23 protein-coding genes are annotated in these 22,441 nt (G+C 72.8%); 14 read left to right on the top strand and 9 right to left on the bottom strand.

Annotation, left to right across the window (positions count from 1 at the left end):
* Nucleotides 1-53: 53 nt before the first annotated feature.
* Nucleotides 54-1,019 (bottom strand): AEC family transporter, encoded by a 966-nt coding sequence (locus PE066_RS12865; protein ID WP_271232934.1) that lies wholly within the window; start codon nucleotides 1,017-1,019, stop codon nucleotides 54-56.
* Between the two features lie 115 nt (nucleotides 1,020-1,134).
* Between PE066_RS12865 and PE066_RS12860 the strand changes: the two genes are divergently transcribed.
* Genes PE066_RS12860 through PE066_RS12850 form a run of 3 tightly spaced genes read left to right on the top strand, consistent with a single transcriptional unit; the run spans nucleotide 1,135 to nucleotide 4,842 of the window.
* A complete protein-coding gene (locus PE066_RS12860; RefSeq protein ID WP_271232933.1) occupies nucleotides 1,135-3,207 on the top strand; it encodes an ATP-dependent helicase in 2,073 nt (690 codons plus the stop codon).
* The gene (locus tag PE066_RS12855; RefSeq protein ID WP_271232932.1) at nucleotides 3,204-3,602 is read left to right on the top strand and encodes a hypothetical protein; all 399 of its coding nucleotides are present in this window, start codon (nucleotides 3,204-3,206) and stop codon (nucleotides 3,600-3,602) included. Before PE066_RS12860 ends, PE066_RS12855 begins: the two co-directional genes overlap by 4 nt.
* Before the next feature lie 55 nt (nucleotides 3,603-3,657).
* Complete coding sequence (locus tag PE066_RS12850; RefSeq protein WP_271232931.1) at nucleotides 3,658-4,842, top strand: phospholipase A; 1,185 nt, start codon at nucleotides 3,658-3,660, stop codon at nucleotides 4,840-4,842.
* On the opposite strand, the gene PE066_RS12845 is transcribed toward PE066_RS12850, so the two are convergent.
* The 4 genes from PE066_RS12845 to PE066_RS12830 are packed head-to-tail and all read right to left on the bottom strand — an operon-like array spanning nucleotide 4,811 to nucleotide 7,219.
* Nucleotides 4,811-5,431 carry a lipoyl protein ligase domain-containing protein gene (locus PE066_RS12845; RefSeq protein ID WP_271232930.1) on the bottom strand — a complete coding sequence of 207 codons (621 nt, stop codon included), beginning with the start codon at nucleotides 5,429-5,431 and terminating at the stop codon, nucleotides 4,811-4,813. The two genes, PE066_RS12850 and PE066_RS12845, sit on opposite strands and share 32 nt — an antisense overlap.
* A gap of 28 nt (nucleotides 5,432-5,459) precedes the next feature.
* The gene (locus PE066_RS12840; RefSeq protein ID WP_271232929.1) at nucleotides 5,460-6,260 is read right to left on the bottom strand and encodes a cytochrome b/b6 domain-containing protein; all 801 of its coding nucleotides are present in this window, start codon (nucleotides 6,258-6,260) and stop codon (nucleotides 5,460-5,462) included.
* Nucleotides 6,261-6,275: 15 nt separating this feature from the next.
* Nucleotides 6,276-6,794, bottom strand: coding sequence for a diheme cytochrome c (locus PE066_RS12835; RefSeq protein WP_271232928.1), 519 nt, complete (start codon nucleotides 6,792-6,794; stop codon nucleotides 6,276-6,278).
* Nucleotides 6,791-7,219, bottom strand: coding sequence for a DUF1924 domain-containing protein (locus PE066_RS12830; RefSeq protein WP_271232927.1), 429 nt, complete (start codon nucleotides 7,217-7,219; stop codon nucleotides 6,791-6,793). The genes PE066_RS12835 and PE066_RS12830 overlap by 4 nt, the downstream gene beginning before the upstream one ends.
* A gap of 136 nt (nucleotides 7,220-7,355) precedes the next feature.
* On the opposite strand from PE066_RS12830, the gene PE066_RS12825 reads away from it, so the two are divergent.
* The 5 genes from PE066_RS12825 to PE066_RS12805 all read left to right on the top strand — a co-directional run bounded on the left by PE066_RS12825 (nucleotide 7,356) and on the right by PE066_RS12805 (nucleotide 11,218).
* Nucleotides 7,356-7,682, top strand: a complete 327-nt coding sequence (locus PE066_RS12825; RefSeq protein WP_271232926.1) for a PepSY domain-containing protein — start codon at nucleotides 7,356-7,358, stop codon at nucleotides 7,680-7,682.
* Nucleotides 7,682-8,344, top strand: a complete 663-nt coding sequence (locus PE066_RS12820; protein WP_271232925.1) for a response regulator transcription factor — start codon at nucleotides 7,682-7,684, stop codon at nucleotides 8,342-8,344. The genes PE066_RS12825 and PE066_RS12820 overlap by 1 nt, the downstream gene beginning before the upstream one ends.
* Entirely contained in the window at nucleotides 8,341-9,741 is a 1,401-nt protein-coding gene (locus PE066_RS12815) for a sensor histidine kinase (RefSeq protein ID WP_271232924.1), read from the top strand. The genes PE066_RS12820 and PE066_RS12815 overlap by 4 nt, the downstream gene beginning before the upstream one ends.
* Nucleotides 9,742-9,893: 152 nt before the next feature.
* On the top strand, nucleotides 9,894-10,397 hold the full coding sequence (locus PE066_RS12810) for a hypothetical protein (protein ID WP_271232923.1): 504 nt from the start codon (nucleotides 9,894-9,896) through the stop codon (nucleotides 10,395-10,397).
* 98 nt (nucleotides 10,398-10,495) lie between these two features.
* On the top strand, nucleotides 10,496-11,218 hold the full coding sequence (locus PE066_RS12805) for a Crp/Fnr family transcriptional regulator (RefSeq protein WP_271232922.1): 723 nt from the start codon (nucleotides 10,496-10,498) through the stop codon (nucleotides 11,216-11,218).
* A gap of 75 nt (nucleotides 11,219-11,293) precedes the next feature.
* Here the strand turns inward: PE066_RS12805 and PE066_RS12800 are convergent, their stop codons facing one another.
* Complete coding sequence (locus tag PE066_RS12800) at nucleotides 11,294-11,704, bottom strand: hypothetical protein (protein WP_271232921.1); 411 nt, start codon at nucleotides 11,702-11,704, stop codon at nucleotides 11,294-11,296.
* Between the two features lie 237 nt (nucleotides 11,705-11,941).
* On the opposite strand from PE066_RS12800, the gene PE066_RS12795 reads away from it, so the two are divergent.
* From PE066_RS12795 to fusA, 3 genes are all read left to right on the top strand, one after another.
* Entirely contained in the window at nucleotides 11,942-13,228 is a 1,287-nt protein-coding gene (locus tag PE066_RS12795; protein ID WP_271232920.1) for an O-acetylhomoserine aminocarboxypropyltransferase/cysteine synthase family protein, read from the top strand.
* A 95-nt stretch (nucleotides 13,229-13,323) separates the two neighbouring features.
* The gene (locus tag PE066_RS12790; RefSeq protein ID WP_271232919.1) at nucleotides 13,324-13,668 is read left to right on the top strand and encodes a RidA family protein; all 345 of its coding nucleotides are present in this window, start codon (nucleotides 13,324-13,326) and stop codon (nucleotides 13,666-13,668) included.
* Between the two features lie 164 nt (nucleotides 13,669-13,832).
* Nucleotides 13,833-15,884: an elongation factor G gene (gene fusA / locus PE066_RS12785; RefSeq protein WP_271232918.1), complete on the top strand. Its 2,052-nt coding sequence runs from the start codon at nucleotides 13,833-13,835 to the stop codon at nucleotides 15,882-15,884.
* A 37-nt stretch (nucleotides 15,885-15,921) separates the two neighbouring features.
* Here the strand turns inward: fusA and PE066_RS12780 are convergent, their stop codons facing one another.
* The 3 genes from PE066_RS12780 to PE066_RS12770 all read right to left on the bottom strand — a co-directional run bounded on the left by PE066_RS12780 (nucleotide 15,922) and on the right by PE066_RS12770 (nucleotide 17,801).
* Nucleotides 15,922-16,290: a PA2779 family protein gene (locus PE066_RS12780; RefSeq protein ID WP_271232917.1), complete on the bottom strand. Its 369-nt coding sequence runs from the start codon at nucleotides 16,288-16,290 to the stop codon at nucleotides 15,922-15,924.
* Between the two features lie 88 nt (nucleotides 16,291-16,378).
* Nucleotides 16,379-17,299, bottom strand: coding sequence for a cysteine synthase A (cysK, locus tag PE066_RS12775; RefSeq protein WP_271232916.1), 921 nt, complete (start codon nucleotides 17,297-17,299; stop codon nucleotides 16,379-16,381).
* A 121-nt stretch (nucleotides 17,300-17,420) separates the two neighbouring features.
* Entirely contained in the window at nucleotides 17,421-17,801 is a 381-nt protein-coding gene (locus PE066_RS12770) for a hypothetical protein (RefSeq protein ID WP_271232915.1), read from the bottom strand.
* 163 nt (nucleotides 17,802-17,964) lie between these two features.
* Between PE066_RS12770 and PE066_RS12765 the strand changes: the two genes are divergently transcribed.
* From PE066_RS12765 to PE066_RS12755, 3 genes are all read left to right on the top strand, one after another.
* Nucleotides 17,965-19,197 carry a TIGR03862 family flavoprotein gene (locus PE066_RS12765; RefSeq protein ID WP_271236571.1) on the top strand — a complete coding sequence of 411 codons (1,233 nt, stop codon included), beginning with the start codon at nucleotides 17,965-17,967 and terminating at the stop codon, nucleotides 19,195-19,197.
* Between the two features lie 160 nt (nucleotides 19,198-19,357).
* Nucleotides 19,358-19,750 (top strand): hypothetical protein, encoded by a 393-nt coding sequence (locus tag PE066_RS12760; RefSeq protein WP_271232914.1) that lies wholly within the window; start codon nucleotides 19,358-19,360, stop codon nucleotides 19,748-19,750.
* A gap of 136 nt (nucleotides 19,751-19,886) precedes the next feature.
* Nucleotides 19,887-22,412, top strand: a complete 2,526-nt coding sequence (locus tag PE066_RS12755) for a PAS domain-containing hybrid sensor histidine kinase/response regulator (RefSeq protein ID WP_271232913.1) — start codon at nucleotides 19,887-19,889, stop codon at nucleotides 22,410-22,412.
* Nucleotides 22,413-22,441 lie beyond the last annotated feature (29 nt).

Below are 22,441 nucleotides of genomic sequence, written 5' to 3'. Positions count from 1 at the left end.
TCGCCGTGCGATCGCACACAGCTGTGACCTCCGGCCGAGGCGGCGCCAGGCGCCTATTTCATCAACGCCACCGCCGCCGAAAACGTGAAGAACGCCGCGGCCGTGGTCAGCAGGATGATCCGCGCGATGCGCCCGTTGTCGGCGCCGAAGCGCTCTGCCAGCATGGACACGTTGCTGGCGCTGGGCAGCGCCGCCACCAGCACCATCACGGTCAGGGCGAAGCGGTCCAGCGGCAGGCCGAGCGCGATGGCGAGCTCGCCGACGGCGAACACCAGCAGCGGGTGCACCAGCAGCTTGGCTGCGGCGACCGGCACGTAGTCGCCCGCCGGCAGCGGGCCGTGCTCCGACGCCGCCGCGACGAGCTGCGAGCGCGCCAGCACCGCACCGATGGTGAACAGCGCCACCGGCGAGGCGGCGGCGGCCAGCAGCGAGATCGTGGCCATCACCGGCTGGACCGGCAGCACGCCGAGGCCCGAGGACAGCGCGCCCAGCGCGATCGACCAGGGCATCGGGTTGAGCGCCATGCCGCGCAGCGCCTTGCGGGCCGCGCCGGCGGCGCCGTGCTGGTGGGCGCCGTCCAGCCGCGACAAGGCAATGCACAGCGAACTGGTGATCACCAGGTCGATCGCGATCGTGAGGATGGTCGGGCCGGCGGAGGCCGCGCCGAGCAGCGCCACCAGCAGCGGCACGCCCATGAAGCCGGTGTTGGGGAAGGCCGCCACCAGCGCGCCGAACGCCGCGTCGTTCCAGCGGATGCGCGGGTTCAGGCTGAATTTCACGGTGCCGGCCACCATCAGCAGCGCGCAGGCCAGATAAACCGTGAAGGCCACCGGGTCCAGCAACTGGTGCAGCGGCGTGCGCGCGCCGAACTCGTACAGCATGGCCGGCAGTGCGAAATACAGCACGAAGGCATTGAGCCCGCCGATCGCCTCAAGCGGCAGCAGGCGCCAGCGCGCGGCCAGGTAGCCGCACAGCACCAGCGCGAAGAAGGGGAAGGTGACCCTCAGGACGTCGAGCACGCAGCGTATTGTCCGTGCAACCCCATGCGGCCTTTTTGCCGGGTGCGCGCCGGACCCGCCGCTTATGATTCGCCGCTTTCCCCATCGCGCCCCCGGGCGCCGCAGTACCCCCCGAATGTCCGGCCTCAACCTCGCCCAGCAGGAAGCAGTCAACTACATGCACGGGCCCTGCCTGGTGCTGGCCGGGGCGGGGTCGGGCAAGACGCGCGTGATCACGCACAAGGTCGCGCGCCTGATCCAGACCGGGCTGGAGGCGCGCCGCATCCTGGCCATCACCTTCACCAACAAGGCCGCCGCCGAAATGCGCGAGCGCGCCAAGGGCCTGATCGGGCGCGACGCCAAGGAGGTGGTGATCTGCACCTTCCACGCGCTGGGCGTGCGGCTGCTGCGGCAGGACGGCGCGGCGCTCGGTCTCAAGCCCCAGTTCTCGATCCTCGACACCGGCGACGTCACGGCGATCCTGAAGGACGCCGGCGGCACCACCGACGCCGCCACCGCGCGCCAGTGGCAGTGGGCGATCAGCCTGTGGAAGAACATGGGCCTGAACGCGGCCCAGGCCGAGGCGCAGGCCAAGGACGACAACGAGCGGGTCACCGCCCGCATCATGGCGCGCTATGAGGAGCGCCTGACCGCCTACCAGAGCGTCGACTTCGACGACCTGATCGGCCTGCCGCTGAAGCTGCTGCACGAGCACGACGCAGTGCGCGACAAGTGGCAGCGCCACCTGGGCCATGTGCTGGTCGACGAATACCAGGACACCAACGCCACCCAGTACGAGCTGCTCAAGCTGCTGGTGGGCGAGCGCGGCCGGTTCACCGCGGTCGGCGACGACGACCAGTCGATCTACGGCTGGCGCGGCGCCACGCTCGACAACCTCAAGCGCCTGCCGCAGGACTGGCCGCAGCTGAAGGTGGTCAAGCTCGAGCAGAACTACCGCTCCACCGGGGCCATCCTGCGCGCCGCCAACAACGTCATCCAGCCCAACCCCAAGCTGTTTCCCAAGACGCTGTTCTCCGAGCTGGGCGAGGGCGAGCCGGTGCGCGTGGTCGATTGCGACAACGAGGAGCACGAGGCCGAACGCGCGGTGGCGCGCATCCAGTCGCTGCGCGCCGCCGGCCTGGGCAAGGACTGGAAGGACTTCGCCGTGCTGTACCGCGCCAACCACCAGGCGCGGGTGTTCGAGCAGGCGCTGCGCAAGGCGCAGGTGCCGTACAAGGTCTCGGGCGGCCAGAGCTTCTTCGACCGCGCCGAGATCCGCGACCTGTGCGCCTGGCTGCGCCTGTGGGTGAACAACGACGACGACCCGGCGTTCCTGCGCGCGGTGACCACGCCCAAGCGCGGCATCGGCCACACCACGCTGGGGAGCCTGGGCGTGTTCGCCGGCCAGTACAAGCTGTCGCTGTTCGAGGCGCTGTTCTCCTCCTCGCTCGGCGCGGCGCTGCCGGCCCGGGCGGTGGGCAGCCTGCACGAGTTCGGCCGCTACGTGAACGACCTCGAGTACCGCGCCCGCCACACGCTGGGCGCGGAAGATGCGAAGGCGTTCCTGGCCGACTGGCTCAAGGACATCGGCTACGAGAAGCACCTGTACGACAGCGAGGACAGCGAGAAGCTGGCGGCGGCGCGCTGGAGCAACGTGCTGGACTTCTGCGACTGGATGGCCAAGCGCTGCGGCGGCGAGATCGACGACAGCGCCGGCGTCGCGCTGGCCGGCGAGAAGAAGAGCCTGCTGGAGGTGGCGCAGACGATCTCGCTGCTGTCCACGCTGTCCGAGCGCGAGCAGGACCAGAACGTGGTGACCCTGTCCACCCTGCACGCGTCCAAGGGCCTGGAGTGGCCGCACGTGATGCTGGTCGGCTGCGTGGAAGGGCTGCTGCCGTTCAAGCTGGATGACGACGACGGCCTCAAGGGCCAGGCCAACGAGGGCATCCTGCAGCGGCTGCAGGAGGAGCGCCGGCTGATGTACGTGGGCATCACGCGCGCGCAGCGCTCGCTGGCGGTGAGCTGGTTGCGCAAGCGCAAGAAGGGGCGCGAAGTGGTCGCCGGCCAGCCCAGCCGCTTCATCGCGGAGATGGCGCTGGACAAGGCCACGGTGAAGGAGGACCCGCGCGAGAAGCTCAAGGCGTTGCGCGCGGAGTTCGCGCGCCGCAGCGCCGAAGCGGCCGCCGCCGCAGCGGGCGGCACGCCATGAAGGCGCGGCTGGCCGCACTGCTGCTGGGCGGCGCCAGCGCGCTGGCGAATGCCGCCGACTGCCCGCAGCCGGCCGAAGTGACGCCGCTCCAGATGCTGGGCCTGTGGCACGCCGAGTTCGACGGCCTGGCGCAGGGCGCCACGCTGCTGCTGGAGCGGCACCCGGTCTATGCACAGAGCCTGCGCGGCGCCATCAACCGCGACGGCGAGCGCAGGCTGGTCGCCGGCGACATCGAGGAAGGCGAGGTCACGCTGGAGGAGTCGGCCGACGGCCGGCGCATCGACGGCACCTGGCTGGGCGAGGTGGTGCCCGGCTCGTGCGGTCGCGAGATCCGCGGCAGCTGGCAGCCGCGCGGCGAGGGCAAGGCGCTCGGCTTCACCATGCGGAAGCTGTAGCGACTTGATACGCAAGCGCGGCGGTTCGGGCCGCCTTGCGGGCTAGCATCGCCCGATGCCTGTTTTCCTCACGCGCGGGGCCGCCGGCCTCGTGTTCGCGTCGCTGGCTGCGCAGGCGCAGCCGACTCCTTCCGAACCCTGGCAAACCTGCACGGCGCTGGCCGAACCGGCCGCGCGGCTGGCCTGCTTCGACCGCTGGTCGCAGGGACAGACCGGTGCAGCCGCCTCGTCGAACGCGGTGCCGTTGCCAGTAGCGCCGCCGTCGCCCGCACCCCCGGCACCCGCGGCCCCGGCACCTGCGGCCCCGGCTGCCGAGGTGCTGCCCGAACCGCCGGTGCGCTCGGCCCCCGGCGCCCGCATCGGCCTGCGCCTGACCTCGCGCCAGGGTTGCGCCGACCAGCGCTACTCCTCGATGTCGCGCTTCTGGGAGCTGGAGCCCGGCGCCGATTGCGGCACCTTCGGCCTGCGCGGCTACCGCCCGAGCAGCATCGACGTGGTGGCGTCCGACAGCGTGAACCGGCGGCCCACGTCGGACAACCCGACCAACACCGCGCTGGCCGACGTGCCCTACCGCAACACCGAACTGCGGCTGCAGCTGTCGGTGCGCACCAAGATCGCCAAGGGGCTGCTGGTGCACGACGAGGACGAGACCGATTCGCTCTGGCTGGGCTACACGCAGCAGTCGTACTGGCAGCTGTTCACGCCCGGCCTGTCGCGGCCGTTCCGCAACACCGACCACGAGCCGGAGGTGATGTACGTGGCGCCGGTGCAATCGGCCATGCCCGGCCAGTGGCGGCTGCGTTACGCCGGCCTGGGCGCGGCGCACCAGTCGAACGGCCAGTCGCTGCCGCTGTCGCGCAGCTGGAACCGCGCCTACCTGATGGCCGGCGCCGAGAAAGGCGCACTGCAGTTGCACGGCCGCCTGTGGCGCCGCATGGCCGAGGGCGGCACCGACGACAACCCCGCGATCACCGACTGGCTGGGCCGCGGCGAGCTGCAGGCGATCTGGCAGGCCAACAGCGACAACCTGTGGTCGGTCACCGCGCGCCACTCGCTGCGGCGCAGCGGCCGCGGCTCGCTGCGCGTCGAATGGTTCCGCGCGCTGGTCGACAAGGGCACCGGCGAGCCCAGCGGGCTGCAGTTGCACACCCAGCTCTTCGCCGGCTACGGCGACAGCCTGCTCGACTACAACCGCCGGCGCGTGACGTTCAGCGTGGGGCTGAGCCTGGTCGATTGGTGAGCGGGAAATTGGAATCTGACCCCAATTTCTGGCGCAGGCTGCGCAGCCACTCGGCCGCCTGCACCGGCTGGCCCAGGCATTCCTGGGCGGAGGTGGCCTGGTCGCGCAGTTCCGCGGCGTCGCCGGACGGGCGGCCCAGCACCTCGCACAGCAGCGGCCAGGGCGGCGTGGACAGCAGGGTGCCCGATCCCAGGTAGATGTTCTGGCGGCGCCAGGTCTGGGCGATGCCGGTCAGCTTGCGGCCCTGCACCAGTACCTCGCCCGGCCCCAGGCCGGCGAAGCAGGACCAGTGCGCGGTGGTCTTGCCTTCGTGCAGCGCGGCGCCTTCGATGCCCTGCTCGCGCAGCCACTCGAGGTGCAAGCTACCGAACCAGCGCGCGGCTTCCGCCGGGCCCCGGGCCGCGATCGGGTGCTGACGCGGCAGCCGCAGCATCGCCTCCAGCATCCAGGGGCCGGTCAGCACGGCGCCGCCGCCGCTGGAGCGGCGCTGCACGCGCACCACCGGGTGCGTCGGCAGCCCGCGCTGGCTGCGGCCGAGGACGACGGCCGGCGCCAGGCTCACGCAAGCCCACAGGCGCGCGGGCTTCATCGGTACGGACGGGTGGCATCGAGGGGCATCACACGAGTATGGAGCGAACCGGTGCCGGCTGCACCGGCGTCGGCGCACGCGCACGGTCGTCGTCGCCCTGCCGGCGCTTGCGGTGGTCGCCGCCGCGCAGCGCCTTGGACGGCAGCAGTCCGTGGGGCGCCTGCTGCCATTCCCAGCTGCCGTACGCCAGCACGGCGGCCAGCACCAGCAAGGCCAGGCCGACGCGGTTCTGCTGCACCAGGTCGGGCCCGCGCCCGGGCAGGCGGCCGGTCAGCATGGGCAGCGCCTGGTTCTGGCGACGCAGTAGGCTGAGCACCGCCAGCAGCGCCAGGTGGGCGAGCACCACCCACAGCAACGCGTTGGCGAAGAACTCGTGGATCTCCTCCAGCCATTCGCCGTCGGCCCATTCGTGGAAGGTGGCGTAGCCGCTCAGGGTGACCGGAACGACCAGCGCCAGCATCCCCACGATGGCCAGCGGCGTCAGCAGGTTCTGGCCGCGCCGCCAATCGACGCCGGACAGCCTGCTCGCGACCGCGCCGCGCAGCCATCGCAGCGACCCGCCGAGCCGGCGGAACGTCAGGCTCAATCGCGCCTGCCGCGGCCCGACCAGGCCGTAGACGATGCGGAACGCCAGCAGGCCGGCCATCGTGTAGCCCAGCACCACGTGCAGGGCGCGCCAGCGCTCGGCGTCGCCGGTCAACCAGGCGCCGGCAAAGCTCAGGGCGAACAGCCAGTGGAACATGCGGGTGGGCGCGTCCACCGCGCGGCGGCTGGCCGCGGGCGGACGCGCGGCGGTCGCGGCCGCCAGCGAAGGGGAGGTGGAAGTCATGGCATGGGCTCCTTGTCAATCGTGGAAGGCGCGGCGCGAGCGGGCGTCCAGCCCGGCCGGGATGCGCAACTGGTGCTCGTCGAACTCGCCCTGCTCGGCGCGGGTGTGGCAGGCCGCGCAGTTGGCGGCGCTCCTGACGCTGGCCAGCTTCCAGGCAGCCGGCTCGAGGCCGCGGTGCTTGCGCTCGAACCAGGCCGAGCGCGTCAGGCGGTCCTCGGGCGGCTCCTCGCGCACCCGCTTGTAGGTGCCGGCGTTCGCCACCAGCCAGGCCGACAGCTGCTGCACCGTGGCGGGGTCCAGCGACGCATCGGTGCCGTAGTGGTCCTGCAGCCCGGACATGACGCGCAGCCAGGCGCGCGCCGGCAGCAGTCCGGGCGGATAGGCCAGGTGGCAACTGCCGCATTCGGCGGTGTAGGCCGGCGGCACCTGCGCCGGCAGTCGGCGGCCGCCGTCGGCCTGGGCGGCAACGGGAATAACACCGAGCACGGCCAGCGAGAGCAGCGCGCGCGAAGCGAAGGCAGCGGCGCGGGTCATGGCTTGAACCCCTGCAGGAAGGCCAGCACGTCGGCCTTCTCCTGGGCGCTGCACTCGCGCTGCAACACGTCGCGGCAGTTGCGGCGGAACCACTTGTCGACCTTGGCGCTGTCGGTGAAGGCCTTGGGGTTGAAGGCGGGCGCCAGCGGGGCGATGGTCTTGCCGGTGCTCTCGTGCCGGCCGTTGGCGGTCGGCGGGTTGCCGTGGCAGGACGCGCAGGACCACTCGCCGCCATGGCGGCCGGTGAAGAACACGCGGCCGGCCGCCGCATCGCCGGGCTGGTCGGCCTGCGCGCTCCAGTGCTGCAACTGCTGCGCCGCCGAGGTGTCGGCCGCGTGCGCGGCCAGCCCGCTCAAGGCGGCCAGCAGCGCGAGGGCCCACGGCAGCGCGCGCCGGGCGGCGGCGCGGATCGGGCGAGGCGTCATGGAAGCTTCCTTTCATCGAATGGCGCCGCCATGCTGCGAGCCGGCGGCTGTACCCGCGATGAAGGCGGCGTTCATGTGGCGTTCAGCCGGACCGCGACACAATGCGGCGCACGCCCACCCGCCCTTCGGAGCCCCGATGCGCATCCGTCCCCTCGCCCGCCTCCTGCCGCTGCTCGCGGCGCTGGCGCTGGCGTCCGGAGCACCCGCCGCCCGGGCCGACCGCCACCGGGACCACGAGCAGGCGCGGGCCGCGCTGCAGGCCGGCGACGTCCTGCCGCTCGACCGCGTGCTGCAGCAGGTGGCGCAGACCCATCCCGGCCAGGTGATGGCGGTGGAGCTGGAGCGCGACGGCGAGCGCTGGGTCTACGAGCTCAAGCTGCTGCAGCCCGGCGGCGCGCTGGTCAAGCTGGACGTCGACGGCCGCACCGGCGAGGTGCTGCGGCGCCGCGAGAGGCAGCGCTGATGCGGGTGCTGCTGGTGGAGGACGAGCCGGCGCTGCGCCGCCAGCTGGCGCAGGCGCTGGCCGAAGCCGGCTACGCGGTCGACGTCGCCGACAACGGGCAGGACGCGCTGCACCTCGGCGCGGTCGAGCCCCATGACGCCATCGTGCTGGACCTGGGGCTGCCGGTGCTGGACGGGCTGAGCGTGCTGCGCCGCTGGCGCGCCGGCGGGCTGGCCACGCCGGTGCTGATCCTCACCGCGCGCGACCTCTGGCACGAGAAGGTGGCCGGCATCGACGCCGGCGCCGACGACTACCTGGCCAAGCCCTTCCACATGGAAGAACTGCTGGCGCGGCTGCGGGCCCTGATCCGGCGCGCCCAGGGCCTCGCCTCGGCGGTGCTGACCTGCGGCCCCGTCGCGCTCGACACCCGCAGCGGCCGCGTGACCTGCGACGGCGTGCCGGTCCCGCTGACCAGCCACGAGTTCAAGCTGCTGGCCTACCTGATGCACCGGCCCGGCCGCGTGGTGTCGCGCACCGAACTCACCGAGCACCTGTACGCGCAGGACTTCGAGCGCGACTCCAACACCATCGAGGTGTTCGTCGGCCGCCTGCGCAAGAAGCTGCCGCCCGGCATGATCGAAACCGTGCGCGGCATGGGCTACCGGCTGGTGCCCGGCGCATGAAGCCCGCCGCCGCGCCGTCGCTGCGCCGGCGGCTGCTGGCCGCCACCGCGGTGGTGCTGGCGCTGGCGCTGCTGGTGGCCGGCTGGGGGCTGTCGGCGCTGTTTCGCGAACATGCGCTGCAGCAGTTCCGCGACGGCCTGCAGGGCCAGCTCGACCAGCTGACGGCGCGGCTGGATTTCGACCCGGCGGCGCAGCCGCTGGTGGACAGCGCCGGGCTGAGCGACCCGCGCTGGGACCGGCCCTACTCCGGCCTGTACTGGCAGGTCGACGGGCCCGCCCGCAGCGGCGCGCTGCGCTCGCGCTCGCTGTGGGACCAGGCGCTGGTGCTGCCGGACGACCGCGTGCCCGGCGGTGCCGTGCACGTGCACGAGGCGCTCGGGCCGCTCGGCCGGCCGGTGCTGGTGGTCGAGCGCAGCGTGCACGACCCGCGCCAGCCGCAGGCCAGCTGGCGGCTGGCGGTGGCGGCCGACACCGCGCCGCTGGACCAGGCGGTGCAGCGCTTTCGCGGCCAGCTGGCGCTGTCGCTGCTGGTGCTGTTCGCGCTGCTGCTGGCGGCCTCGTGGGTCCAGGTGCTGGTGGGGCTGGCGCCGCTGCGCGCGCTGCGCGAGGCGCTGGAGGCGGTGCGCGGCCAGCGCGCGCAGCGGCTGCTGGGCCGCTTTCCGGCCGAGGTGCAGCCGCTGGTCGACGACTTCAACGGCGTGCTGGAGCAGAACGCCGCCATGGTGGAGCAGGCGCGCAAGCACGCCGGCAACCTGGCGCATGCGGTGAAGACGCCGCTGGCGGTGCTGCGGCAGGCGGCCGAGCGGCTGGCGGCCGGCACCGTGGCCAGCGGCGAGCTGCCGCAGCTGGGCCGGCTGGTGCACGAGCAGGTCGATCGCGCGGCGCGGCACGTCGACTGGCACCTGGCGCGGGCCCGTTCCGCGGCCCTGGCGCGCCCGGGGGGCCAGTCCACGCCGGTGGCGCCCGTGGCGCAAGGACTGGTGCGGGCGATGGCGCGCGTGCATGCCGATCGCGGCCTGCGCATCGAGTCCGCGGCCATCGACGGCGCGCTGGCCTTCCAGGGCGAAGAGCAGGATTTGCACGAGATCCTGGGCAACCTGCTGGACAACGCCTGCAAGTGGGCGCGCAGCGCGGTGGACGTCCGCGCGCAGGCGGTCACCGCCGGCACGCAGCGCCCGCAGGTGCGCATCGAAGTGGAAGACGACGGCCCCGGCATCGACGACGCCGCTCGCGCGCAGGCCTCGCGCCGCGGCGTGCGGCTGGACGAAACCGTGCCGGGCAGCGGCCTCGGGCTGGCCATCGTGCAGGACCTGGTCGGCCTGTACGGCGGCACGCTGGAGCTGCAGCGCGGCGCCGCGGGCGGCCTGCGGGCGGTGCTGCTGCTGCCGGCGGCCTGAGCGCGGCAAGCGCCCGGCGACCTGCACCGCGCGGCCATTTCTTAGCAGATATCAAGACCGCGCCAGCGCGCCGGAATCCGTGGCCGCACGGGACGCTCCATCGGGGCGAGGAAGGCCATCGTCCTTCCCGCAACCGACCGAAAGGACACCCCATGACATCGATCCCCGCCACCGCCCGCCTGCTGGCCATCACGCTGGCCGCCGCCGGCTTCACCGCCCTGAACGTGGCCGCCACCCCGGCCCTGGCGGCCGGCGAAGCGCATGACCACGGCCATGCCAGCGCGGCCGACAAGCCGCTGCCGGCCGGCAAGCGCTGGGCCACCGACGCGGCCCTGCGCCAGGGCATGACCGAGATCCGCCACGCGCTGGAGCCGCAGCTGGGCGCCATCCACGACAACAAGCTGGCGCCCGAGCAGTACCAGGCGATCGCCGCCAAGGCCGAGCAGCAGGTCGCCTACATCGTGGCCAACTGCAAGCTGCCGCCGGACGCCGACGCGGCGCTGCACCTGATCATCGGCCAGATCGGCGAAGCCAACGAGGCGATGGCGGGCAAGTCCAAGGCCAGGCCGCGCGACGGTGCCGTCAAGCTGCTGAACGCGCTGAACGAATACGGCCGCACCTTCGACCACCCGGGCTGGAAGAAGCTGCGCGCCTGATCCCGCGCGCGCCGGCTTGCGCCAGCTCAAGGCGCGCCGGGGGCGCAGCAGGTACACCCGGTGGGCCGGCGCGGCAGGGCCGTGCCGGCCTGGCAGCCGTGTCCGCATCCGACCCCCGATCCCGCAGCGACGGCGCCGGCCTGGCGCCGGCCCGGGAACGCGCCCTGCTCGCCGCCTTGCCCCTGCTCAAGGGCATGGACCGGGCCAGCCTCGACCGGCTGGCGGCGCGCACCCGGCGCCTGGCCTTGCAGCGCGGCCAGGCGCTGTTCCGCATCGGCGACCAGCCCACCGGCATGTACCTGGTGGTGTTCGGCGAAGTGCGGCTGCTGGCGCGCGACGGCCACGGCCGGGAGCGCCTGACCGGCGTGGCCTCGGCCGGCCGCAGCTTCGGCGAAGCCGTGATGTTCCTCGAGCGCCCGGCGGTGGTCGATGCGGTCGCCGCCGGCGACGCGCTGCTGCTGCACCTGCCCCGCGAAGCGGTGTTCGAGGAGATCGACCGCAGCCCGGTGTTCGCGCGCCGCATCATCGCGGCGCTGAGCGCGCGCATCGAAAGCCTGGTGCAGGAACAGGGCCGCCAGGCCCGCGGCGGCGGCCGCCAGCGGGTGATCGACTTCCTGGCCCGGGTGGCCGAGGCCGGCGGCGGGCCCGACGGCGTCGTGCTGCCGGCCAGCAAGGCCTCGATCGCCGCGCGCCTGCACGTCTCGCCCGAGCATTTCTCGCGCCTGCTGCGCGAGCTGCAGGCGAGCGGCCTGCTGACCGTGGCCGGCCGGCGCATCGTGGTGCCCGACGTGGCCGCCTTGCGGGCGGCCGACGCCGCCTGACCGCATCCAGGGGAATCGAAGCGCTGCAGGCGCGCTGCGCCGGATCCGCCACCTTCGCGGGGGAAACGACCGGATTCAGGGATCGCCCGCCTGCAGCAGGAACTGCCAGGGTGTGTCGCGCAGCGCGCGGTTGCAGGCCTGCACGGTGGGCTCGAGCTGTTCGAACACGCGGCGCAGCGGCAACTCGGAGCGGAAGCTCAGGCTGCCGGCGGCCGCGCCGGCGGGCGGCACCTCCACCCGGCCGATCACCGCGCACCGCACCAGCACGCGGCAGCAGGCGTCGAACACGGCGGGGTCGTCGAAATCGACGGCCCGCACCGGCGAGCGGTCTGCCCGCTGGGCGAGGTGGAAGTGGTAACGCAGGGCCCGGCGGCGGTGCGGCTGCAAGGGCCGCACCGCCGGTCGGGCCGGCCGCGCAAGGGAGAGGGTGCCGTTGAAGGAGGTTTCGCGGGCTCGCTCGGGAGCAAAGGCACTGGCGGAAGTCACGTGTCGATGCAAGCGGTGGTACTACAGGGGCGCGATGGTGTTCCGCGCGGCCCCCTGGCGTCTGTAGGACGTTATTGACGACAGCGCCCCTCGCACCGCGGATTGAGCTGCATCAACGCGCCGGCCCGCCATAAGCTCATGAGAACTCGTTCCTTGCCGCGTCCCATTTCGCAGGCAAGCTACGCCCTTTTTGCCCGCCGGCTCGCGGCGGGCGCCATGCCGCACGAGGAGACCCTTATGAGCCAGAACTGGAAATTCGAGACGCGATCGGTGCACGCCGGCTATTCGCCCGACCCGACCACGCGCGCCGTGGTGCCGCCGCTGTACCAGACGGTGGCCTATGCCTTCGACAGCGCCCAGCACGGCGCCGACCTGTTCGACCTGAAGGTCGAGGGCAACATCTACACGCGCATCATGAACCCGACCCAGTCGGTGCTGGAGCAGCGGCTGGCGGCGCTGGAAGGCGGCATCGGCGCGCTGGCCGTGGCGTCGGGCATGGCGGCCATCACGGCGTCGATCCAGACCATCGCCGAGGCCGGCGACAACATCGTCTCGGCCAGCACGCTGTACGGCGGCACCTACAACCTGTTCGCCCACACCTTCCCGCAGCAGGGCATCGAGGTGCGCTTCGCCGACCCGGCCCGGCCCGAGTCGTTCGCCGCGCTGATCGACGATCGCACCAAGGCCGTGTTCTGCGAGTCGATCGGCAACCCGCTGGGCAACGTGACCGACATCGCCGCCCTGGCCCGGGTGGCGCACGACCATGGCGTGCCGCTGATCGTGGACAACACCGTGCCCAGCCCCTACCTGCTGCGCCCGTTCGAGCACGGCGCCGACATCGTGGTGCACGCCCTGACCAAGTACCTCAACGGCCACGGCAACAGCATCGGCGGCGCCATCGTCGACAGCGGCAAGTTCCCCTGGGCGCAGCATGCGGCGCGCTTTCGCCGCCTGAACGAGCCTGACGTGAGCTACCACGGCGTCGTGTACACCGAGGCGCTGGGCGCGGCCGCCTACATTGCCCGCGCGCGCGTGGTGCCGCTGCGCAACATGGGCGCGGCGATCTCGCCGTTCAACGCCTGGCTGGTGCTGCAGGGCATCGAGACGCTGGCGCTGCGCATGGACCGCATCTGCGACAACGCGCTGGCCGTCGCGCAGTTCCTGCAACAGCACCAGGCCGTCGAATGGGTCAGCTACGCCGGGCTGCCGCAGCACCCGCAGCATGAGCTGGCCAAGCGCTACCTGGGCGGGCGCGCCTCCGGCATCCTGACCTTCGGCGTCAAGGGCGGGCGCGAGGCCGGTGCACGCTTCCTCGATGCGCTCCAGCTGTTCACCCGGCTGGTCAACATCGGCGACGTGCGCTCGCTGGCCACCCACCCGGCCTCTACCACGCACCGCCAGCTGTCGCCCGAGGAGCTGAAGAAGGCCGGCGTGTCGGAAGAGACCGTGCGGCTGTCGATCGGCATCGAGCACATCGACGACCTCAAGGCCGACCTGGCGCAGGCGCTGGCGGCCACGCGCTGAGCGCGGGCCGGCTGCAACAATGGCGGCCTGGCGCCGCCATGGGTGACGGCGCAGCTTGTCCAGGGCCCTGCGGGGCCCGCACGAAAGGAATCGACTTGATCCAGCGCTTCGACGTGGGCACCCGGCTGTCCGAGATGGCCGTGCACAACGGCACCGCCTACCTCGCCGGCCAGGTGGCCGGCGACGCCACCCAGGACATCCGCGGCCAGACGCGCCAGGTGCTGGCCGCCATCGACGCGCTGCTGGCGCGCGCCGGCAGCGACAAGTCGAAGATCCTGATGGCCCAGATCTTCCTGCCCGACCTGGCCGACTTCGCCGGCATGAACGAGGTCTGGGAAGCCTGGGTGGCGCCCGGCAACGCGCCGCCGCGCGCCACCGTGCAGGGCCAGCTGGTGAAGAAGGAGTGGCGCATCGAGGTGGTGGTCACGGCCGCGGTGTAGCGGCTCCCGCCCCGGCCGGGCTCCCGCCGGGGCGAGCCCATCCGCGCGGCGGCACGGCCGCGCCTCGGCTGCCGCCAGGGCTGCCATCGGCCACCGAATGCACCCACAATGAAGGCGATCGGCCTCGCCCGCGGGGCCGTCCTTCGTTGCGAAAGGAGTGCCCCGTGCCCGCTCATCGTGACATTGCCAGCCGCCGCACCGTGGCCCTGGTGGGCCCCAGCGCGGCCGGCAAGACCAGCCTGGCCGAAGCCCTGCTGTGGAAGGCCGGGGCGATCGGCGCGCCCGGCAGCGTGGAAAAGGGCAGCACGGTCTCCGACGGGGACCCGCTGGAAAAGCGCGCGCTGCGCTCCCTCAACAGCAGCGTGCTGCACCTCGAGCACCGCGGCATCACCACCCACCTGATCGACACGCCCGGCGCGCCCGACTTCCTGGGCCAGTCGCTGCCGGCGCTGCAGGCGGTGGAGAGCGCGGCCATCGTCATCAACGCCGCCACCGGCATCGAGCCGATGGCGGTGCGCATGATGGAGGCGGCGCGCCAGCTCGGGCGCGACCGCCTCATCGTGGTCAACCGCATCGACGCGCCGGGCGCCGGGCTGCAGCCGCTGGTCGAGCAGATCCAGGCCGCCTTCGGCAAGGAATGCCTGCCGGTCAACCTGCCGGCGCAGGAGGGCCAGGCGGTGCTGGACTGCTTCTGGAAGCTCGGCGACGAAAGGCCGGCCCCCGACTTCTCCTCGGTCGAGCAGGCCCATCGCGCGCTGGTCGAGCAGGTGGTGGAAGTGGACGCCGCCTTCGTCGAGCGCTACCTGAACGAGGGCGACGTCGATCCGGCCGAGCTGCACGCGCCGCTCGAGCAGGCGCTGCGCGAAGGCCACCTGGTGCCGATCTGCTTCGTCTCGGCGCGCACCGGCGCCGGCGTGGCCGAGCTGCTGGACGTGATCGAGCGCCTGCTGCCCGACCCGAGCGAGGGCAACCCGCCCGAGTTCCTGCTGCGCGAAGACGAGGCTGCACGGCCGGTCGAGGCGGCGGTGGACCCGGAGCGCCACGTGTTGGCCCATGTCTTCAAGATCACGCAGGACCCCTACGTCGGCAAGATGGGCGTGGCGCGCGTGCACCAGGGCACGATCACGCGCGACAGCCAGCTCTACGTGGGCGATGGCCGCCGCCCTTTCAAGGTCGGCCACCTCTTCCAGCTGCAGGGCAGCCGGCTGACGGAGGTGGCCCAGGCGGTCCCCGGCGACCTGTGCGCCATTGCCAAGGTGGAGGAGATGCACTTCGACGCGGTGCTGCACGACGCCGCCGAGGACGCGCACATCCACCTGAAGCCGCTGCAGTTCCCGGTGCCGGTGCACGGGCTGGCGATCGAGCCGAAGCGGCGCGGCGACGAACAGCGCCTGCACGAGATCCTGCAGAAGCTGGTGAGCGAGGACCCGTGCCTGCGGGTCGAGCAGCCGGCGGGCGCCCACGAGACCGTGGTCTACGGCCTGGGCGAGCTGCACCTGCGCACCCTGCTGGAGCGGCTGACGGAAGTGCACGGCTGCCCGGTCGAGACGCGCCCGCCGCGCATCGCCTACCGTGAAACGGTGACGGCGCCGGCCGAGGGCCACCACCGCCACAAGAAGCAGACCGGCGGCGCCGGCCAGTTCGGCGAGGTGTTCCTGCGCATCGAGCCGCTGCCGCGCGGCACCGGCTTCCAGTTCGTCGACGAGGTCAAGGGCGGCGCCATCCCCGGCAACTTCATGCCGGCGGTGGAAAAGGGCGTGCGCCAGGCGATGGCGCAGGGGGTGGTGGCCGGCTACCCGGTGGTGGACCTGAAGGTCACCGTGTACGACGGCAAGCACCACAACGTGGACAGCAAGGAGATCGCCTTCGTCACCGCCGGCCGCAAGGCGCTGGTCGATGCGGTCAAGTCGGCCCGGCCCTGCGTGCTGGAGCCGATCGTCGGCATGGAGATCAGCGCGCCCGAGCCGAACCTGGGCGACATCACCGGCGACCTGGCCGCGCGCCGCGGCCAGGTGAGCGGCACCCATTCGGGCGCCGACGGCCTGTCCATGGTGCAGGCGCTGGCGCCGCTGTCGGAGCTGGCCAGCTACCAGTCGCGGCTCAACTCGCTGACCGGCGGCCAGGGCCGCTACACGCTGGCCTTCAGCCACTACGAGGCGGTGCCGCCCAGCGTGCAGGCGCAACTGGCGGCGCAGTTCAAGCCGAAGGAAGAGTAGCCCGGCCCGCGGGCACGGCAAAGCGCGTCAGAGCGCGTCAGAGCGCGACCACGATCAGCAGCGCGATCAGCAGGATCAGGATGATCTCGCGGTCGCTGAAGGCGCCGCCGGCCGGCAGGCTGTCGATGCGCTGCGCGAGCGCGTGCACCTCCTGCTGCGTCATGGCGTCGACCCGGCTGGCCGCGTGCAGCCCGTCCACGCCCAGCGCCCGCAAGCGGTCCTGCAGCGCGGCGCTTTCCAGGAACTGCTGCACGCGGGCCCGCTCGAGCTGCTCCTGGGTGGCCGGCTGCGCGGCCATGGCCGCCTCGGCCCCGATCATTTCCGCCTGCGCCAGCGGCGCCTGCAATGCGAGGGCCGCCGCCAGGCCCCAGCACGAGCGGCGAACGAAGTGCGTCAGTGGCTTCATGGCCGAGCCTCGCTGCGTGAAGTGGAGCGGGTCACTATATCGGCGGCCGGCCCCGCGTGGGGGCGGCGTTACCGGATGGGCTCGGCGTTCAGGCCGCCGGCAGGAAGCCGTCCACCGACAGGTAGCGCTCGCCGGTGTCGTAGTTGAAAGTCAGCACCCGGGCGCCGGCGGGCAGCTCGGGCAGCTTCTGCGCCACCGCGGCCAGCGCCGCGCCGGACGAGATGCCCACCAAGATGCCCTCCTCGCGCGCGCAGCGGCGCGCCATCTCGCGGGACGGCTCGGCGTCGACCTGGATCACGCCGTCGAGCAGCGACATGTCCATGATCGCCGGCACGAAGCCGGCGCCGATCCCCTGGATCGGGTGCGGGCTCGGCTGGCCGCCGGACAGCACGGGCGAGGCGGTCGGCTCGACCGCGAACACCTTCAGCTGCGGCCACTTGGGCTTGAGCACCTTGGCGCAGGCCGTGATGTGGCCGCCGGTGCCGACGCCGGTGATGATGCAGTCCAGCCCGTCGGGGAAGTCCTCCAGGATCTCGCGCGCGGTGGTCTGCTCGTGCACCGCGACGTTGGCCGGGTTCTCGAACTGCTGCGGGATCCAGGCGCCGGGCGTCTGCGCGGCCAGCTCCTCGGCCCTGGCGATGGCGCCCTTCATGCCCTTCTCGCGCGGGGTCAGGTCGAAGGTCGCGCCATAGGCCAGCATCAACCGGCGCCGCTCGACGGACATGCTGTCGGGCATCACCAGCACCAGCTTGTAGCCCTTGACGGCCGCCACCATGGCCAGCCCGATGCCGGTGTTGCCGGAGGTCGGCTCGATGATGGTGCCGCCCGGGCGCAGCTTGCCCGTCTTCTCGGCGTCCTCGATCATCGACAGGGCGATGCGGTCCTTGACCGACGCGCCCGGATTGGCGCGCTCGCACTTGACCCAGACCTGGTGGCTGTCGCCGAACAGCCGGTTGAGGCGCACGTGCGGCGTGCGGCCGATGGTGTCGAGGATGCTGTTGGCCTTCATCGCTGGATGCTCCTTGCAGGCAAGGCGGCCATTGTGCGCCGGCCGCGACCGCCGTGCGGGGGCGGTTCGGTGATGCGCGGCGCCCCACCCACCGGCGCCGGCGCGCGCCGCCAATAGCTCGTCAGTGGATCCAGGCGCCGGCGTCCTCGCCGAGGATGCCCTTGAGGTCGCGCCCGACCTGGGCCACCACCGGCAGCGCCGTCACCCGGCCCTCGCAGCCGATCTTCAGCCCGTCGTCGGCGTTGACCTCCGCGATCCAGCACGGCGGCGCGAAGGGCGAGCCGGTCACGCGCCGGGCCGGCGCGCAATCGACATACAGCGGCACGGCCGAATCGATGCGGATGCGGTGTCCCCAGGACTGTTCCTCGGGCGCCCGCGCCGCATAGCCCAGGGCTTGCAGGCGATCGCGCAGCCACGCCGCCACTTGCCGCTCGCCGTCGGCGCTGAAATCGGCACCGACGTGCTCGGCGCGAAACCAGAACTGCGGACGGTATTCGTTCATGCAACCTCCCTTGCAAAACCGGACTGCGCGGCCATGCTAAGGGCCGTGTGTGACACTTCGGCGAGGGAAACGGACTCTTACATGGGGGAACACACCCGACAATCGGACCGTGACCTCTTCCCCCTTGTGCGTTGCCGTCATCGGCGGCGGCCCCGCCGGCCTGATGGCGGCCGAGACGCTGGCCGGGCAGGGCCTGGCGGTGGACCTGTTCGATGCGATGCCGTCGGTCGGCCGCAAGTTCCTGCTGGCCGGCCGCGGCGGCCTGAACCTGACGCATTCCGAGGGCCCGCAGCGCTTCCTCGCGCGCTACGGCGCGCGCAGCGGCGAGCTGCGCGAAGCGCTCGCCGGCTTCGGCGGCGAGGCGGTGCGGCAATGGGCCGCCGGCCTGGGCATCGAGACGTTCGTCGGCACTTCGGGGCGGGTGTTCCCGACCGACATGAAGGCCGCGCCGCTGCTGCGTGCCTGGCTGCACCGGCTGCGCGCCGCCGGCGTGCGGGTGCACACCCGCCACCGCTGGACCGGATGGGACGGCGCCGGCGGCGCCCTGGCCTTCGACACGCCGGCCGGACCGGTCGTGCACCGGGCCGATGCCACCGTGCTGGCGCTGGGCGGCGCCAGCTGGCCGCGACTGGGATCGGATGGCGCCTGGGTGCCGCTGCTGCGCGAGCGCGGCGTGGCCCTCGCGCCCCTGCAGCCGGCCAACTGCGGGTTCGACGTGGTGCCGACGCGCCCCGGTGCGTCCGGCTGGAGCGACTGGCTGCGCCAGCGCTTCGCCGGGCATCCGGTCAAGCCGGTCGCCGCCCGCCTGTCGGTGCAAGCGCCGGCGGACAGCCAGCAAGGCGAATTCGTGCTGACCGACAGCGGCATCGAGGGCAGCCTGGTGTACGCGTTCTCGGCCGCCTTGCGCGAAGAGATCGCCGCCCGTGGCCAGGCCCGCTGGATCATCGACCTGCTGCCGCAGCACAGTGCGCAGCAGGTGCTGGCCGAGACCCAGCGCCCGCGCGGGCCGCGCAGCCTGTCCACCCACCTCAAGAGCCGTCTGGGCATCGCCGGCGTCAAGTCGGCGCTGCTGCATGAACTGCTCACGGCGGAACAACTGGCAGATCCCGCGACGCTGGCGACCGCCCTCAAGGCGTTGCCGCTTCCGCTGGCGCGGGCACGGCCGGTGGCCGAAGCGATCAGCACCGCCGGCGGCGTGTGCCTGGAGGCGCTGGATGCGCACGGCATGCTGCGCGAGGTACCCGGCGTGTTCTGCGCCGGCGAGATGCTGGACTGGGAAGCGCCCACCGGCGGCTACCTGCTGACCGCCTGCCTGGCCACCGGACGCATCGCCGGGCTGGGCGCGGCACGCTGGCTGCAGCACGCGGGCGCCGGCCGGCAAGGCGAATCCGCCTGAGCGCCCCGCGCGAATACGCGGGCAATACAAAACGGCGGTCGCCCGACACAGGGCGAATACCGTCGCCGGACAGACTCCTTTCCACGCCACGGGGCAATGCGGAAAGAGAGCGAAGGCCGCCTTGCCACCTCCTCGCAGTCGCTTCGCTCTGGAGAATGCCATGAACCGCCGCCTCGTTTCCGCCCTCGCGTACGGCAGCACCGTCGCCGCCGCCACCCTCGCCTCCGCCCTGATGACGGCCAGCGCCAATGCCGAGACCCCGCTGGTCGATACCCCGCCGTTCGTCAGCACCCGCAGCCGCGCCGACGTGCGGGCCGAGGTGATGAGCCAGCGCGACATGCTGACCGCCGCCGGCGGCGAATGGGCGTCGCAGGGCAACATGCCGCAGCCGAGGACGAGCCAGCTCACGCGCGCCCAGGTCACGGCCGACTACATCGCCTCGCGCGACGCGGTCCGCGCTTTCACCTCGGAAGACAGCGGCTCGGCCTATCTCGCCCAGCATCCGATGGGCAGCCGCGCCACGCTGCTGGCCGGCCGCGAGGAGACCCGCTGAGCTCGGCCGCCGCCGTCCCGCGCGGCCCCGCCTTGCCGGCCGGCCGCGCGAGCGCCTGGCAACCGGCATGTATCGGCTGTGTAGCGGCATGGCAATCGGCCCGCCGGCACCGCCCGCTGCGTCCTAGACTGGCGCCATGAGCAGGCCAGCGCCACCGCCGCCGGCGGCATCGATGTGCCACGCCGACCCAGGGCAGACGCGGCGGCGCCTGGTGCGGTCCGCACCGCCCTCGCCCAGCGCGATCGTGTTCGACGAGCTGGTGCGGCTGCTGGCCACCAGCCAGGCGCGCAAGCAGGTGCTGGAAGACCTGCGCCAGCGCGACGAACAGTATCGCGCCGTGTTCGAGGCCTCGCTCGACGGCCTGTTCGTCTGGGACGAGCGCCTGCGCGTGGCGGACGTGAACCCGGCCGGCGTTGCCCTGTACGGCGTGCGCCGCGAGGACATGGTCGGGCAGAGCTATCCGGACAGCATGCCCGCCGACTATGTGCGGGCCCGGCTGGACATGGTCCGCGACGCCCTGGCCGGCCGCACGACGCACGTCGAGACCACCGTGCTGCGTCCGGACGGCACCACCTTCGAGGCCGACCTGCGGGTGATGCCCTTCGTGCAGCGCGGCCGGCCGCACGCCCTGACCGTGGTGCGCGACATCAGCGAGCGACGCGCGCGCGACCGCGCCCTGCGCGACAGCGAGGAGCAGTACCGCGCGATCTTCAACGCCTCGGTCGATGCCCTGGTGCTGCGCGACGCCGATTTCGCCATCGTGGACGTCAACGCCACCTACGAGGCGATGACCGGCAACACCCGGGCCGAGGTGCTGGGGGTCGATCGGGTGCTGGCCAACCCGCCCGAGCTGAGCGCCACCATCCGGGCCCAGCACGACAAGGCACTGGCCGGGGCGACGATCCGGCTGGAAACCCAGCTGCTGCACCGCGATGGCCACCGCTACGAGCTGGAGTTGCGGGGCGTGCCGATCCAGCACCGTGGCCAGCCGCACGTGCTGTACATCGGCCGCGACATCACGCAGGCCAAGGCGGCCGGGCAGGCCCTGCGCGACAGCGAGGAGCAGTACCGCGCGATCTTCAACGCCTCGGCCGACGCGCTGGTGCTGCGCGATACCGACTACCGCGCCATCGAGGTGAATCCGGCCTACACGGCGGCCAGCGGCTACACGCGCGAGGAAGTGATGGCCGCCGACCACGTGCTGACGCAGGCGGATGCCGGCGCCCGCGCCCGGCACCGCCGGGCCCACGACGTGGCGCTGGCGACCGGCCGGGAACTGCGGTTCGAAGTCACCGGCACCCGCAAGGACGGCTCCACCTGGCAGGCCGAGGTGCGCGGCACGCCGATGACGTACCGCGGGCGGCCGCACGTGCTGTACGCGGTGCGCGACATCACCGAGCGCAAGGCCGCCGAGCAGCGCCGCGCCGAGCTGGAGCGGCAGCTGCGCCAGGCCCAGAAGATGGAGGCGATCGGCCACCTCACCGGCGGGCTGGCGCACGACTTCAACAACATCCTCACCAGCGTGCTCGGCTACGTCACGATGGCGCAGGAGCGCGCGGCGGCGAACGACGACGACGCGGTGCTGGGGCGCCAGCTCGAGCAGGCCCGGCTGGCCGCCGAGCGCGCGCGCGACCACGTCGCCCAGCTGCTGGCGTTCTCGCGGCCGCGCAGCGGCGACCGGCGGCTGCTGGAGCCAGCCCAGGTGGCGCGGCAGGCGCTGCAGTTGCTGCGGCCCAACCTGCCGGCCTCGATTGCGGTGACGCTGGACGCGCCGGGCGGCCACGACGCCGAACTGCCGCCGGTGGCGGCCGACCCGGTGCAGCTCGAACAGGTGCTGCTGAACCTGTGCCTGAACGCCCGCGATGCGATCGGCGAGCACGGCAACCTGCGCCTGCGCATCGGGCACTCCGCGGCGGCCGGCCATTGCGCCTCGTGCAGCATGGCGCTGGAGGGGGACGGCTGGGTCTGGTTCGAAGTGGCCGACGACGGCCGCGGCATGCCGCAGGACGTGCTCGACCGGATGTTCGATCCGTTCTACACGACCAAGGAGGTCGGCCGCGGCAGCGGCATGGGCCTGGCCATGGTCCATGCCATCGCGCACGACCATGGCGGCCACGTGCAGGTGGAATCGGAGCCGGGTCGCGGCTCCACCTTTCGCGTCATGCTGCCCGCCGCGCACCAGGCCTGCGGCGAGCCCCCGGCCGCGCTTGCGGCAGCGGCCGCGGCCGCGCCACCGGCGCCGCCGCTGCGCGCCCGGGTGCTGCTGGTGGAGGACGAGTCCATCGTCAGCGACTACATGCAGGAGCTGTTGGGCAGCTGGGGCCTGGAGGTGGTGCTGGAGCATGACCCGCTGCTCGCGGCCCGCCGGCTGGCGGCGCACGACGAGGCCTTCGAGCTGCTGCTGACGGACCAGACCATGCCGGGCATGACCGGGCTCGCGCTCGCGCGCCATGCGGTGCAGTGCCGCCCGGGCCTGCCGGTGCTGCTGTACACCGGCAATGCCGGCGCGATCCGGGCGGAAGATCTGGCCGGCAGCGGCGTGGCCGGGCTGCTGCGCAAGCCGATCGACACCGCGGCGCTGCGCCAGCTGCTGCGCGAGCTGCTCGATGCCGAAGCGGGGGCCGCGCGGCCGGTGGTCGAGCAGGGTGTAACGGCGCTGTAAGCGCACCCGCGGCTGGCCTTGGACCGGGC

The organism is Ramlibacter tataouinensis (genome assembly GCF_027941915.1).
GTDB classification, from domain to species: Bacteria; Pseudomonadota; Gammaproteobacteria; order Burkholderiales; family Burkholderiaceae_C; genus Ramlibacter; species Ramlibacter tataouinensis_C.
This window is presented reverse-complemented; position numbering and strand designations above follow the sequence as displayed.